The sequence below is a fragment of the Amycolatopsis sp. NPDC059657 genome (assembly GCF_042734395.1).
In the GTDB taxonomy this organism is placed as follows: Bacteria; Actinomycetota; Actinomycetes; order Mycobacteriales; family Pseudonocardiaceae; genus Amycolatopsis.
The window spans coordinates 1-13,528 of record NZ_JBHWEB010000038.1 but is presented as its reverse complement, the minus strand read 5'-3'; the positions used below and the strand labels follow the sequence as shown (position 1 = coordinate 13,528).

At 68.2% G+C, this 13,528-nt stretch carries 12 protein-coding genes; 10 read left to right on the top strand and 2 right to left on the bottom strand.

What is annotated here, in order from left to right; all coding sequences use genetic code 11:
* Positions 1-53: 53 nt before the first annotated feature.
* Both ACFV15_RS21395 and ACFV15_RS21390 read left to right on the top strand, forming a co-directional pair.
* The gene (locus ACFV15_RS21395; RefSeq protein ID WP_378352250.1) at positions 54-266 is read left to right on the top strand and encodes a hypothetical protein; all 213 of its coding nucleotides are present in this window, start codon (positions 54-56) and stop codon (positions 264-266) included.
* 146 nt (positions 267-412) lie between these two features.
* The gene (locus ACFV15_RS21390; RefSeq protein ID WP_378352249.1) at positions 413-1,039 is read left to right on the top strand and encodes a TetR/AcrR family transcriptional regulator; all 627 of its coding nucleotides are present in this window, start codon (positions 413-415) and stop codon (positions 1,037-1,039) included.
* 556 nt (positions 1,040-1,595) lie between these two features.
* On the opposite strand, the gene rpsA is transcribed toward ACFV15_RS21390, so the two are convergent.
* Positions 1,596-3,092, bottom strand: a complete 1,497-nt coding sequence (rpsA, locus tag ACFV15_RS21385; protein ID WP_378352248.1) for a 30S ribosomal protein S1 — start codon at positions 3,090-3,092, stop codon at positions 1,596-1,598.
* Between the two features lie 369 nt (positions 3,093-3,461).
* On the opposite strand from rpsA, the gene ACFV15_RS21380 reads away from it, so the two are divergent.
* The 5 genes from ACFV15_RS21380 to ACFV15_RS21360 all read left to right on the top strand — a co-directional run bounded on the left by ACFV15_RS21380 (position 3,462) and on the right by ACFV15_RS21360 (position 8,250).
* Positions 3,462-4,250: a class I SAM-dependent methyltransferase gene (locus ACFV15_RS21380; RefSeq protein WP_378352305.1), complete on the top strand. Its 789-nt coding sequence runs from the start codon at positions 3,462-3,464 to the stop codon at positions 4,248-4,250.
* Positions 4,247-5,053 carry a GNAT family N-acetyltransferase gene (locus ACFV15_RS21375; RefSeq protein WP_378352247.1) on the top strand — a complete coding sequence of 269 codons (807 nt, stop codon included), beginning with the start codon at positions 4,247-4,249 and terminating at the stop codon, positions 5,051-5,053. Before ACFV15_RS21380 ends, ACFV15_RS21375 begins: the two co-directional genes overlap by 4 nt.
* A gap of 94 nt (positions 5,054-5,147) precedes the next feature.
* A complete protein-coding gene (locus tag ACFV15_RS21370; protein ID WP_378352246.1) occupies positions 5,148-5,798 on the top strand; it encodes an ABC transporter ATP-binding protein in 651 nt (216 codons plus the stop codon).
* Positions 5,795-7,675 carry a YhgE/Pip family protein gene (locus ACFV15_RS21365; protein WP_378352245.1) on the top strand — a complete coding sequence of 627 codons (1,881 nt, stop codon included), beginning with the start codon at positions 5,795-5,797 and terminating at the stop codon, positions 7,673-7,675. Before ACFV15_RS21370 ends, ACFV15_RS21365 begins: the two co-directional genes overlap by 4 nt.
* On the top strand, positions 7,672-8,250 hold the full coding sequence (locus tag ACFV15_RS21360) for a TetR/AcrR family transcriptional regulator (RefSeq protein ID WP_378352244.1): 579 nt from the start codon (positions 7,672-7,674) through the stop codon (positions 8,248-8,250). Before ACFV15_RS21365 ends, ACFV15_RS21360 begins: the two co-directional genes overlap by 4 nt.
* Before the next feature lie 318 nt (positions 8,251-8,568).
* Here the strand turns inward: ACFV15_RS21360 and ACFV15_RS21355 are convergent, their stop codons facing one another.
* The gene (locus ACFV15_RS21355) at positions 8,569-8,931 is read right to left on the bottom strand and encodes a peptidase inhibitor family I36 protein (RefSeq protein ID WP_378352243.1); all 363 of its coding nucleotides are present in this window, start codon (positions 8,929-8,931) and stop codon (positions 8,569-8,571) included.
* A gap of 146 nt (positions 8,932-9,077) precedes the next feature.
* On the opposite strand from ACFV15_RS21355, the gene ACFV15_RS21350 reads away from it, so the two are divergent.
* From ACFV15_RS21350 to ACFV15_RS21340, 3 genes are all read left to right on the top strand, one after another.
* Entirely contained in the window at positions 9,078-10,583 is a 1,506-nt protein-coding gene (locus tag ACFV15_RS21350; RefSeq protein WP_378352242.1) for a PucR family transcriptional regulator, read from the top strand.
* Positions 10,584-10,926: 343 nt separating this feature from the next.
* Positions 10,927-12,210, top strand: coding sequence for a diaminopimelate decarboxylase (locus tag ACFV15_RS21345; RefSeq protein WP_378352241.1), 1,284 nt, complete (start codon positions 10,927-10,929; stop codon positions 12,208-12,210).
* Positions 12,211-12,228: 18 nt separating this feature from the next.
* Positions 12,229-13,413 (top strand): MFS transporter, encoded by a 1,185-nt coding sequence (locus ACFV15_RS21340; RefSeq protein WP_378352240.1) that lies wholly within the window; start codon positions 12,229-12,231, stop codon positions 13,411-13,413.
* Positions 13,414-13,528 lie beyond the last annotated feature (115 nt).

The following is a 13,528-nucleotide window of genomic DNA, read 5'->3' as shown; positions in this document are numbered from 1 at the left end:
TACTCGCTTTGCGTACCGTGCGAAGCGGAGTGGTCGCCCACACGGAGGAATGGATGGCAACCAGTAAGCACGTCGGGAAGCACCGGCTGGGCACGCCGGGGCTGGTGCACTGTGTCGCACACCGTGCGGTGTCACTGGCGCTGGAGGAATACCGGCGCACCTGGTTCAGCGCCATGATGGTTCCCGCCAAGCACAGCCTCGCCGGACTGCGCCGCAAGGCCCGCGAAGCGGCGCTCGAGCGCATCTGGATCCCCGCCACCACCTGAGCACGGCGTCGCCTGTGGACGGTCGGGGCGAACCTGGCCGGTCAAACGCGTTCCCTTAACGGCCGCAATATCGTATCTTCTGTCGCAACACGCCGGAGCCAGCGAGCCTGACCGCTCGGCATGGACGCCTAAGGGGGATGCGGCAGATGGCGACCCGACACGGCACCGCCCGGCCATCTCAGCAGGCCCACCGCGAAAAATTCCTCGACGCGGCGCTGAAACTCCTCGTCGAGAACGGCGTCGCCGGGCTGACCGTCCGCGCGGTCGCGGAGCTCGCCGGGTCCACCACCATCGCCGTCTACACCCGGTTCGGCGGGCGGGCCGGCGTGCTCGACGCCCTGTACGAGCGCGTTTTCGAGCTGCTGTCCGAAGCACTCGACACGATTCCGCCGCCATCGGGCGATCCTCGCGAGGACCTGATGGTGTGCGCGCTGGCTTATCGGGACTTCGGGCTGGAGAGTCCGGCGCGCTACGCGTTCATGTTCGAACGCCCGGTGCCGGATTTCGACCCCGACCCGGCACTGCGCGTGACCGTGCTGCGTGATTCGTTCAGCGTCCTGCTCCGCCGGGTCGAGCGCTGCGCTCCGCCCGGGGCCGACGCGGTGCGTCTCGCGTATCTGCTGTGGACGACCATGCACGGCCTGGTCAGCGTCGAACTCGTGCAGCAGATGCGCGGCCCGCTGCCCGGCTGGTTCCTGGAGCCCACCCCCGAGGCGAACGAGCCCGTGTACCGCGAGGGCATCCTCGCGATGATCAACGGGCTTGACCTGTAGCCAGCCGAGGCTTCGAGGTTTGCTTTTGAAGTTGTGAAGGGAGCCTTCACCCAGCCCTGCGGGCCAAACTAGGCCTTCACTCGGCCAGCAATTCGGACAAAAGCGATATTAAGTGACAAAAGGCCGCGTCTTGAGTCCTTTGTGGACCGTGCGTGGTCTGGCGCGACAATGCGGCTGACCAAGATCGGCGAGCGCGATACTGCCGGGACCGTGAACTTCGGTTTGATGAGGACCACCCTCTCGCCACATCTAGCTTCAGAGTCCCAGCAAGGTCGGTTTGCGAAGATCAACTCGCCCCGAGGTGCCCACTGAATGTCCACAAAGTACTCACGCTGGTGATTTTTGTCCTGCATTGTCGCTTTTGTGCGCATTCTGGAGCGGGGTTGGACGGGATGAACGGGGCGTTTGCGTCGCTCAGCGTTGTGAACGTGGCGTTCATTCCTTCAAACGGCCCGGGAGGACGCCTTGCCGGGACAACAGCCGCGGCAAACAGAAAACGGCCCCGAGTCCGAAGTGGACTCGGGGCCGCTCTCAGCTAGTCAGCTAGCGGGGTAGCTCACGCACCGCCGGAGAGCTTCTCGCGGAGAGCCGCGAGCTGCTCGTCGGAGGCGAGGGTGCCGCCGCTCTTCGCCTCGGCCGGGGCCGAGGTGTAGGACTGCTCGCCACTGTCGCCGGAGGTGACACCGGTCGCCGCGTCGGCAGCGGCCTCCGCGTCGGCCTCGGCGGCCTTGACGACCTGCTTCATGTGGGCCTCGTAGCGGGTGTGAGCCTCGGCGTACTGACGCTCCCACTCCTCACGCTGCTTGTCGAAGCCTTCCTGCCACTCCTGGGTGTCCGGGTCGAAGCCTTCGGGGTAGATGTAGTTGCCCTCGGCGTCGTACTCGGCCGCCATGCCGTACTGGGTCGGGTCGAACTCGGCGTCCGGCGTGACACCCTCGTTGGCCTGCTTCAGCGACAGCGAGATGCGGCGACGCTCGAGGTCGATGTCGATGACCTTGACCATGACATCGCCGTTGACCTGGACGACCTGCTCCGGGATCTCGACGTGGCGCTCGGCCAGCTCGGAGATGTGGACCAGGCCCTCGATGCCCTCTTCGACGCGGACGAACGCACCGAACGGAACCAGCTTGGTGACCTTGCCCGGCACGATCTGGCCGATCGCGTGGGTGCGGGCGAACTGACGCCACGGGTCTTCCTGGGTCGCCTTCAGCGACAGGGAGACGCGCTCGCGGTCCATGTCGACGTCGAGGACCTCGACGGTGACCTCCTGGCCGACCTCGACAACCTCCGACGGGTGGTCGATGTGCTTCCAGGACAGCTCGGAGACGTGCACCAGGCCGTCGACGCCACCCAGGTCCACGAAGGCACCGAAGTTGACGATCGAGGAGACGACACCCTTGCGGACCTGGCCCTTGGCGAGCGCGTTGAGGAACTCGCTGCGGACCTCGGACTGGGTCTGCTCCAGGTAGGCGCGGCGGGACAGGACCACGTTGTTGCGGTTCTTGTCCAGCTCGATGATCTTCGCTTCGAGCTCGCGGCCGACGTACGGCTGCAGGTCGCGGACACGGCGCATCTCGACCAGCGAGGCCGGGAGGAAGCCGCGGAGGCCGATGTCCAGGATGAGACCACCCTTGACGACCTCGATGACGGTGCCCTTGACGGGCTCGTCCTTCTCCTTGAGCTCTTCGATCGTGCCCCAGGCGCGCTCGTACTGCGCGCGCTTCTTGGACAGGATCAGGCGCCCTTCCTTGTCCTCCTTCTGGAGAACGAGGGCTTCCACCTCGTCACCGACCTTGACCACTTCGGCCGGGTCGACATCGTGCTTGATGGACAGTTCGCGCGAGGGGATGACGCCCTCGGTCTTGTAGCCGATGTCGAGCAGCACCTCGTCGCGATCGACCTTGACGATGGTGCCCTCAACGATGTCGCCATCGTTGAAGTACTTGATCGTCTTGTCGATGGCTGCGAGGAAGTCTTCCTCCGACCCGATGTCGTTCACGGCGACCTGAGGGGTACCGGACGAAGTCGGGGCAGTGGCGGTGTCGATGGTCATTAGGCGGGTTGCTCCGGTGATGGATGGATTAGTGGGTGTGCAGTTGTTGGGCACGGTGGGAACCGGCATAGGCGACTGCGAACGACCTCGAAACGACCGCGAGCATCACCGCAAACGGCGCGCGGCCCGGACCCCGACGAACTCTCCAACGAAACACGTCTGAGGGATAGGCAGCGCGAACCCACTGCGCTAACAGATATCCTACGCGGCCCCCTGTACGGGACACAATCAGGGTCCGCTCGCGGGATCTTGGCCGCCGCTAGGCTCCGCGTATAGGCCCCGACCTGCGAGAAGGATATCCCGTTGAGCGTCTCACCCGCCCCAGCACCCGACGACCGGCACGCGCGCGCGGAGGAGCGGCTCGGCACCATGGGCACCTCGTACCGCGCGGTCGGCACGCGTGAGGCGACCGCGGCGAACCTCGCCTGGTGGGACGCGGACGCCGACGACTACCAGGCCACCCACGGTGAGTTCCTCGGTGACGCGGACTTCGTGTGGTGCCCTGAGGGTGTCCGCGAAGCCGACGCGGGGCTGCTCGGACCGGTCACGGGAAAGCGCGTCCTCGAGATCGGCTGCGGACAGGCCGCGTGCGCGCGGTGGCTCGCCCAGCAGGGCGCGCGGGTCGTCGCCATGGACCTGTCCGGCGGCATGCTGCGCCACGCTCGCGAGGGCAACACGCGCACCGGCCTCGACGTGCCGTTGCTGCAGGCGACCGCCGAGCAGTTGCCGATCGCGACCGCGAGCGTGGACCTGGCCTGCTCGGCGTTCGGCGCGGTGCCGTTCGTGACGTCGATCGACGCCGTGTTCGCCGAAGTTTCCCGAGTACTGCGCCCAGGCGGGGCCTGGGTGTTCTCGGTGACGCACCCGATGCGCTGGATCTTCCCCGACGACCCCGGCCCGACCGGGCTGACCGCGACGCAGCCGTACTTCGACCGCACGCCCTATGTGGAAGTCGACGAGGACGGCGAGGCGACCTACGTCGAGTACCACCGGACGCTCGGCGACTACGTCCGCGCGCTGGCGGGCGCCGGACTGGCGCTGGAAGACCTGATCGAGCCGGAGTGGCCGGAGGGTCACACGCGGACATGGGGACAGTGGAGTCCGTTGCGGGGCAAGCTTTTTCCCGGCACCGCGATCTTCCGGACGCGCAAGCCGTGACCTATGAAGAGCGGCTGGGCGAAGCAGTGCTCCGCCGGCACGACTACGGCCCCGGCGCGGTCGAGCGGCTGTGGTCGGCCACCGAGGTCTGGCAGTTGTTCCCGCCGGACAAGACCACCGACATGGACGCGCACCTGCGCGCGTGGTGCGAGCGGATGGCGAAGCTGGCGCCGGGCGCCGACTCGGCGTGCATGGTCAACTGGCCGAGCCACGACGCGCACGCCATCCGCGCCTTCCTCGACCACGGTTTCGTGCCGATCTCGATCCTCGCGACGCGCACCTCGCCGCCAGGCGAGATCGTCGCGGCGGAAGGCGTCACGATCCGCCGGGCACGGGAGTCGGATTTCGAGGACGTGCTCGCCTTGGCCGTCTCCACGTTCGACTACACCGGGCTGGTGTCGTCGCCGAAGCGCCCGGAGACAGAGGAGCTGGTCCGCCCGCAGCTCAAGCGCCAATTCGAGGGTGATCAGCTGGTCTGGGTCGCCGAGCGCGACGGCGCGGTGATCGCCGCCGCGGAATGCGGTTGGGTCGAGTCCGAACCGGATTCGTGGGCGGCGGAACTGCTGCCGCATGGCCGCTGGGGTTACGTGAACAACGTCGTGACCGCGCCGGACGCGCGCGGCGGCGGGCTCGGGCAGGCGCTCATGTCCTTGGTGCACAATGAGTTCCACCGCGAGGGCGCGACCGGGACCTATCTGTACTACAACCCGCCGAACCCGCTCGCGTCCGTTTTCTGGCCGCGGCAGGGTTACCGTCCCTTGTGGACGATTTGGGAGGTCCGTCCCGCGTCGGCGATTCGGTGACCCGGAAGTGTGACGCGCACCCCCTCGGCTTGATCATCGCCCAGCACAGGGCTACCTTTTGAACTGACCAGTCAGTTTAAAATCAGGAGTCACCGTGCAGGTTCGAGCCGACCGGGTGTCCGTCGAAGGACCCCACGGCACGCTGTTACCGCCCACCTCGCTGACCGTCTCGGACGGCGAACTCGCCATCGTGCACGGCGAACCCGGGGTCGGCGTGACCGCGTTCGGGCTCGCGCTCGCGGGCCGGATCAAGCCCGCCACCGGGACCGTCACCGTCGACGAGCCCGCGAAGCTGCAGGACATGGTCGCCATCGTCGACGCGCCTGGTGTCACCGAACCCGACGACGCGCTGCTGTTGCGCGTCGTGGTCGGCGAGGAACTGGCGCTCGCGCACAAGCCGGCAGGCAAGGCCGACGTGCTGAACTGGCTGACCGAACACGACGTCGCCCCGCTGGCGAACGTGCGCTTCGAGAACATCGAGCCCGCGACGCGGACCCGGCTGCTGACCACGCTGGCCGCGAGCCGCCGCGGGATCCGCATGCTGGTGCTCGACCAGCCCGAGCGGCACACCTCCGACCTCGGCGCGTGGATGGCGCTGGCGCGCGAGAACGCCGCCGCCGGCCTCGCCGTGGTCGTGCTGACCACCACTCCCGTGATCGCGCTGGGCGTCGAGCCCGCGCGCGTCGGGCAACTGGACCAACCCTCGCCGCAGCTGTGCCGCGAGGTCGAAGGAGAGCAGGAATGACCGCCATCCGGATCGCGCTGAACGAGCTTCGCAGGCTCTCCGCCGGGAAGCTGCCGAAGCTCGCGATGCTCGCGCTCGTACTGGTCCCGCTGCTGTACGCGTCCTTCTACCTGTACGCGAACTTCGACCCGTACTCGCGGCTGGACAAGCTGCCCGCCGCGGTCGTGGTCAACGACCAGGGCTCCGACGGCCGCAATATCGGCCGCGAGGTCGCCGATGAGCTGCTCAAGTCGGGGACGTTCCAGTGGCACGAGGTGTCCGCCGACGAGGCCAAGGCCGGTGTGCGCGACGACAAGTACTCGTTCGCGATCGGCATCCCGGCCGGGTTCTCGCAAGCGCTGCTGGGTGTCGGGACGCTCCAGCCGCAGCAGGCGACGGTCACGCTGACAACCAACGACGCCAACAACTATCTGTCCGGCACGATCGCCAAGCAGGTCGCCGAGCAGGTGCGCAAGACGATCGCGGAGAAGGTCGGCAGCGAGGCGGCCGACCGGTTCCTCGTCGGGTTCTCGACCATTTACGGCAAGATCGCCGAAGCGGCTTCGGGGGCGAACAAGCTCGCTGACGGGCTCGGCCAGCTGAAGTCAGGTCAGGCACAGCTTTCCGATGGCGCCACGCAGCTCGCGTCCGGTCTCGGTCAGCTCTCGCCGGGCCTGAACACGTTGCGGGACAAGACAAAGGACCTGCCCGCGCAGGCGAGCAAGCTCGCCGACGGCGCGTCTCAGGTGGCCGCGGGCAATGCCAAGCTCGCGTCGACCGCCTCCGCGGTCGCGAGCGCTTCGGCCGATCTGCAGAGCAATCTGAACAGCGTCAACGGTTCGCTCGCGCAGAAGCTGCGCGCCGACGGGCTGCCCGAGGCGCAGGTGCAGCAGGTGCTGTCCGCGCTCGGCACGCTGCGCGCGCCGCTCGACTCCGCGAACACCAAGATCCAGGACGCCAACTCCCAGGTTTCCCAGCTCGCGAGCGGGTCCAAGCAGGTCGCCGACGGCGCGGCGCAGCTTTCCGCGGCCTCGCCGCAGCTGGCCTCCGGTATCGCGCAGGCCGCCGACGCGGGCAACCAGCTGAGCGCGGGCGCGACCAAGCTGGCGGACAGCGAGAAGACGGCCGTCTCCGCGACGAACCAGCTCGCGGACGGGTCGGCTCAGCTGCGCGACGGTCTCAACGACGGTCTCAAGCAGATCCCCAACCCGGACGACCCGACCCGCAGCGCGACCGCCAACACGATCGCCGACCCGGTCGCCATCAACTCGGCGTCGGCGGCTTCGGCCGGGACCTACGGCGCGGGCCTGGCCCCGTTCTTCATCTCGCTGGCGACCTGGATCGGCGCGTTCGTGCTGTTCCTGCTGCTCCGCCCGCTCGCCACCCGTGCGCTGACCGGGGGCGCGTCCCCGTTCCGGGTCGCGCTGGGCGGCTGGCTCGCGTCGGCGGTGCTCGGCATGGCGCAGGTGATCGTGTTGTTCGGCGCGGTGACCTGGCTGGTCGGCATCCACATCGCGCACCCGCTCGGCGCGATCGGGTTCGCGATCCTGGTGTCGCTGACGTTCACCGCCGTGGTGCACGCGCTGAACGCGTTGCTCGGCGCGGTCGGCAAGTTCCTCGGCCTGGTGCTGCTGGTGCTGCAGCTGGTCAGCGCGGGCGGCACGTTCCCGTGGCAGACGATCCCGGACGCGCTGTACCCGCTGCACATCGTGCTGCCGATGGGCTACGCGATCGACGGCTTCCGGCACCTGATGTACACCGGCGCGTCGACCAAGATCATCGGCGACATCGCGGTGCTGCTGACCTACCTGGTCGGTGCGCTGCTCGTCTCGACGCTCGCGGCCCGCAAGCGTCGCGTGTGGACGGTGTCGGCGCTCAAACCGGAACTCTCGCTGTGAGTCCGCGCCGGGAGGCCACGAAGCAGAAGCTCTTCGAAGCCACGCTCCGCCTGGCCTCCACCCGCGGCCTGGTCGGCCTGACCGTCGACGACATCGCCGCCGAAGCGGGCGTCGCCAAGGGCACGGTGTACTACAACTTCGGCAGCAAGGACGGCCTGGTCGACGCACTGCTCAGGTACGGCGTCGGCCTGCTCTCCGACCGCCTGCGCGCGGCCGTCTCCGACACCGACCCACTCGAAGTCCTCGAGTCCCAGGTCGACGCGGCGCTGGAGTTCATCGCGGAGTACCCGGGTTTCTCGCAGATCCTGGTCTCGGAGATGTGGCGGACGCCCGGCCAATGGCACGAGACCCTGACGCTGCTGCGCGAGGAGATCATCTCTATTGTGAAGGAGCAGCTGCAGCGCCTCGACGACGCGGGCCGGTTGCCTGACGGCGTACGGATCCAGACGGCGGCGGCCGGGCTCTTCGGCACGATGCTCGTGGTGGCTTTGGACTGGCAGGTGTTCCAGCCGCGGCGAACGCGTGACGACGTGCGCGACTCCGTGATGCTGCTCGTCCGCGGCATCGGGTCGTGAGTGGTACGGCCGGTTATTGGGCGGAAGGGCAAAGGTGTCATGCCGTGCTGGGCGACCTTGGCCCGCGTCAGGCCTGGCCACGAATGAGTGACCGTGGAGGATTTGCGGCGTTAGGCGACGCAAATCCTCCACAGTCACCCCGCCGGGACTCCGGCGTGTGGGTTTTGGGTCGTCTAACGCCCCGAAACCCACACACCCTCCGACGATCGGGGCCCACCCGAGGCTCCAGAGCGCCTCGCCGGACCTGGTGAAGGAGTCCCCCACCAGCCAGCCACATTCGGCTTTCCGCCCAATAGAACCGGCCAAACCACTCACGACCTAGGATTTGCAGGTCACGCAACTGTCGCGGAACGAGTACGCGTAAACGCCCGTGTCCGTGGCGTCCTTGTTCGGCAACATGACGCCGCCTGGAGAACCAGAACAATCCTTCGAGGCGTAGAAATAGCCTTGGATCCCGGTGTGGTTGATGTACGACCTCGTGTATTCGCCTGCCCCGATGCCATAACACTGCCCGGGATTGGTCGACCGGTAGGAGTTGACGGCCCCGCCGTAGTCCTTGAACTGGAACCAGCAGAATCGCCCGGCCTCACAGGAGGCTTCCGCACTCGCGGTGGCGGCGGGCGTCAGGACGGCACCGGCGACCGCCACCGCGGCGGCCACCATGGAAATACGACGCATCATGCGAGCGGGTCCTTTCCGGATCACTGGGGCGGAATTCAACCTGGCAGCCCGCCGCAGACCCGGTCAAGACGTTTCACAGTCGCCTGAAATGGGCCCCTGCGCCAAAGTTTCCCCCCTCGTCCCGACCGGCCACTAAGCTGGCGATCGTGGCTGAAGCGGCGGTTTCCCTGGACGAACTGCTCGCTGTGCTCGGCGCCGGAGTGGTCGAGGCATACAGCCTTCCGAAAGGCTTGTCCGTGCCGGTCACCGGCGTACAGGTCTACGACCCCGCCGACCAGCGGGCTTGGCGGGACCAGCTGGTGCTCGGGGTCGGGGTCGAGCCTGAAGCCGCGCGTGAGCTGATTCGCCGGGCGGGCGCGGCAGCGGCGGCCGGGGTCGTGCTGCGCGGTGCGGACGCGGCGCTGCGCGACGTGGCGGCGGAGGCCGGGGTCGCCGTGCTGGTCAGGACCGCGTGGCTGACCTGGGCGCAGCTGGTCGGGTTGATCAGGGCCGGGCTCGCGAGCGCGGGCGTCCAGGTCGACGATGAGCTGGAGAGCGTTCCGCTCGGGGATCTCACCGCGTTCGCCAATGCCGTGGGGAACGCGGCAGGCGGGGCGGTGACGATCGAGGACATGCGTTCGCGGGTGCTCGCGTTCTCACGGACCGACGAGTCGGTCGACGAGATCCGGCGGCAGACGATTCTCGGGCAGCGGATGTCGCCGGAACGCGTGGAAGCGTTGCGGGAGAACGGGTTCTTTCAGGCATTGTGGACTTCCGGCGATGTCGTGCATCGGCAGGCCGAAGGTGATTCACCCGAACGGTTCGCGATCGCGATCAAGGCGGGTGGTGAGATCTTCGGGTCGATCTGGGTGGCCGCCGCAGGCAAGCCGCTGCCCGTGACCGTGCCCGACACACTGCGCGCGGCGGGGCGAGCCGCGGTCCCGCATCTGATCCACCTTCGGGCGAGAGAAGGCGGGGAGCCTTTTCTGATCGAGGAGTCGGCTCGGGCGTTGCTCGGCGGGCACGGGTCGGCCGAGGTTTTCGCGCTGCGGGCTTCGCTGCGGCTGGAGTCGGCGTGCGCTGTGCTCGTCTTCGATCAGCCGGAGATGCCGGTGCGGGGGCTGCTGAACCTGGTCAACCTCGAGTGCACCGCGTTCCGGCGGCCGTCGGTCTCGTTCGCCGAGGGGCAGCGGATCTTCGTGCTGCTCGCCGAGCTGCCCGGCGCCGACGAGGCGGTACGGATCGCGCGGCGGCTGGCGGAGCAGCTCAAGGTGAAGATCGGGGTCGGTGACGTCGTGCCGTCGCTCGCGGAGGCGCCGAAATCGCGGGATGCCGCGGCGCTGGCGCACCGGGTGCTGCGCACGCGCGAGGAGCCGGTCGCCCGTCTCGAAGACGTCGCCAGCGCCGCGACGCTGGCGCTCATGCTCGACGAGCTCGCCGGCGTCGACCAGCCTGTGCGCACGCCGGTCGCCACGCTCACCAGCGATCTGCTCGCCACGTTGCGTGTGTACCTCGACCACTTCGGCGACGTGCCCGCGGCGGCGAAGGCGCTGGGCCTGCACGCGAACAGCCTGCGGTACCGGCTGCGCCGGATCGAGGAGGTCTCCGGGCTCGATGTGCGGGACCCCGAGCAGCGGCTGGTAGCGGAGCTGCAGCTCCGGTTGCTGGGATAAAGCCACCAAGTCCGGCGCTGGTTGGCCAAATGCAACACCCACGACCCCGTTTGCTGTCGCTTTGACACAGAGACGAGGCCACCGGCAACCGCGATCCTTTTGTGGACGGATCTGACGGAAAAGGGAGACAGCGGGTGTCGCAGGGGAAGTTGCCGTCCATTCGTGCGCGAAGACCACAAGAGTCCGCCGACGTTGTACCGGCGCACTAATGCCTCGATCGCCGCGGCGGCGAGTTGGCCATCTCTACCTCGCCACACCTGATTCGTTTGCGCGCACGACGAAGACCGCACTGGCCCGCGACCGCGATGCTTCTCAGGTCGGAACCGCTGAGAGGAGCACGAGGGTGCAGCGAGTCGAGCGCCGGAACCTGGCCGTTCAAGCAGCGGTGAAGCAGGGACTCATGGATCCCGACGACGCGCCGCTGGCCGCGTTCGTCGACCTCGACGGGATCGCGGAGAGCGTCGCGGCGCTGCGCTCCGCGTGGCCTGACGAGCTCCAGGTCCGGCACGCGTTCGCGGCCAAGGCCAATCCGATCGTGCCGGTGCTGCGTGAGCTTCGCGCACTCGGGATGAGCTGTGAGGTCGCGAGCGCCGGCGAGCTGGCGCAGGCGCGCGCCGCCGGGTTCCGTGGCGGGGAACTGGTCTTCGACTCCCCCGCCAAGTCGCGTCGTGAGCTGGAGCAAGCGCTTGCGGACGGTGTCGCGATCAACATCGACAACTTCCAGGAGCTGGCCAGGGTCGACGACATCCTGAGCCTGCGATCGTCCACTTCGGACATCGGCATCCGGATCAACCCGCAGACCGGCAGCGGCGCCATCGAGGCGCTGAGCACGGCTTCGCGCACGTCGAAGTTCGGGATCGCGCTGGACGACGAGGGCAACCGCACGACGTTGCTCGAGGCCTACCTCGCGCGGCCGTGGCTGCGCTGGATGCACGTCCACGTCGGCTCGCAAGGCGTGCCGCTACGGCTGACCGCACAAGGTGTCGCGCGAGTCGTCGAGTTCGCCGAGGAGATCAACGCGCGTGCCGGCGTGCAGCAGGTGATCGGGATCGACGTCGGCGGCGGGCTCTCGGTGAACTTCGGCGGTGACGACGACTCACCGCGCTTCCACGATCACGTGGCCGAGCTGATGGCCGCCGCGCCCGCACTGTTCCGCGGCGGGTACCGGGTGGTCACGGAGTTCGGCAGGTCACTGCTGGCGAAGAACGGGTTCATCGCCGCACGCGTCGAGTACACCAAGTCGGCGGGCGGGCGGCGGATCGCGATCACGCACGCCGGTTCGCAGGTCGCCATGCGGACGACGATGGTGCCCGAGCAGTGGCCGCTGCGGGTGGCCGGGTACGACCCGCTCGGCAGGCCACGGCTCGGCCCGCCGGTGCCGCAGGACATCGCCGGTCCGTGCTGTTTCGCGGGCGACCTCGTCGCGAGCGGGCGGCCGTTGCCGCTGCTGGAGCAGGACGACATTGTGACGTTGCTCGATACCGGCGCGTATTACTTCTCCGCGCCCTACCGTTACAACAGCCTGCCCGAGCCCGCTGTCCACGGTTTCGAGCTGACCGAGGACGGCGATGTGGCGTTCAAGCTGCTCCGGCGGGCGGAGACGGTCGAGGAGCTGATCGGCCGCTGACCTGGGAGGGGCCGGCCGATGCGGGGATGGAACATCGGGCTGATCGTGCTCGGGCAGAGCAGCCAGTCGCTGGTGTTCGGCGGGATCTCGCTGTTCCTGCCGTTGATACGGGCGGATCTCGGGCTGACGTTCAGCCAGGCTGGCAACCTCGCCGCCGTGTCGATGCTGGTCTACGCGCTGATGCAGGTGCCATCGGGCTGGCTGACCGACCGGTTCGACCCGAAACGGCTGTTCTGCGCCGGGCTGCTCGGCACGAACGCGATGTCGCTGCTGTTCTCGGTGGTCGGGTCCTACGGCTGGCTGCTGGTGGTCCAGGTGCTGTCGGGGTTCTTCCGCGCGCTGATCTTCGCGCCGGGCATGGTGCTCATCCGCGATCAGTTCCCGCCGAACCGGCGCGCGACCGCGATGGGCCTGTACGTCGCGGGCGGGTTCTCGTCGAGTGTGCTGCTCAACGCGCTGGGGCCGGTGCTGGTCGGGCCGCTCGGCTGGCAGGGCTTGTTCGTGCTGTTCGGCGGCATCGGGCTGGCGTGCGTGGCGCTGTACTTCCGCGTGGGTGTCTCGCCGCATCGGGAGCCGGGCACGCATCCGCGGGCGGCGGAGATCCGGCGGCTGTTCCGGCATCCGGCGTTGTGGCTGGTCGGGGTGATCCAGTTCGTCCGGCTTTCGCTGGTACAGGGTTTCACGTTCTGGCTGCCGAGTTACCTGGTCTCGGAAAAGGGCCAGACGCTGGCGTTCGCGGGCGCGGTCGCGGCGGCGGGCGCGTTGCTGACGGCACCGTCGAACCTGCTCGGCGGGTGGCTTTCGGATCGGCTGCACCGGCCGCTGGCGGTGATCGCGGTGTCGTTGACGATGCTCGGGCTATCGCTGGCGGTGCTGCCGCTGGTGGACGGGCTCGTGCCACTGGTGCTACTGGTGGGCGTGAACGCGCTGTTCATCCAGTTGTATTTCGGGCCGCTGTTCAGTGTCGGGCTGACGTATCTGGGTCAGCGGACGGCAGGGTTCAGCTCGGGCTTCGGGAACTCGTGCGCGAACCTGGGCGGGTTCGCGTTCACCGCGGTGCTCGGCGGGCTGAAGGACTCGACGGGCTCGTTCACCACAGGCTTTTCGATACTGGCCGGGCTCGCGGGCGTCGCGCTGGTGGCGGTTTTCTTGCTCAGCCGTACAAAACCGCTGGATGAGGTCGTGAGCGTTGCGGGCGGTTAGAACCCAATGCCGGGTAGTTAGTGAACCGCCCCGGGTTCGGTAGAGACTCGTTGTTGGGGTCAGGCGACCAGGCTGATCAGGTCGCCTGACTTGTACAGGGTCTCGAACTCGACGG

Bases quoted from the DNA above. Each gene is read 5' to 3' on its own strand.
- ACFV15_RS21395 (WP_378352250.1), top strand. From the start codon at position 54: ATGGCAACCAGTAAGCACGTCGGGAAGCACCGGCTGGGCACGCCGGGG.
- ACFV15_RS21390 (WP_378352249.1), top strand. From the start codon at position 413: ATGGCGACCCGACACGGCACCGCCCGGCCATCTCAGCAGGCCCACCGC.
- rpsA (WP_378352248.1), bottom strand. From the start codon at position 3,092: ATGACCATCGACACCGCCACTGCCCCGACTTCGTCCGGTACCCCTCAG.
- ACFV15_RS21380 (WP_378352305.1), top strand. From the start codon at position 3,462: ATGGGCACCTCGTACCGCGCGGTCGGCACGCGTGAGGCGACCGCGGCG.
- ACFV15_RS21365 (WP_378352245.1), top strand. From the start codon at position 5,795: ATGACCGCCATCCGGATCGCGCTGAACGAGCTTCGCAGGCTCTCCGCC.
- ACFV15_RS21355 (WP_378352243.1), bottom strand. From the start codon at position 8,931: ATGATGCGTCGTATTTCCATGGTGGCCGCCGCGGTGGCGGTCGCCGGT.
- ACFV15_RS21340 (WP_378352240.1), top strand. From the start codon at position 12,229: ATGCGGGGATGGAACATCGGGCTGATCGTGCTCGGGCAGAGCAGCCAG.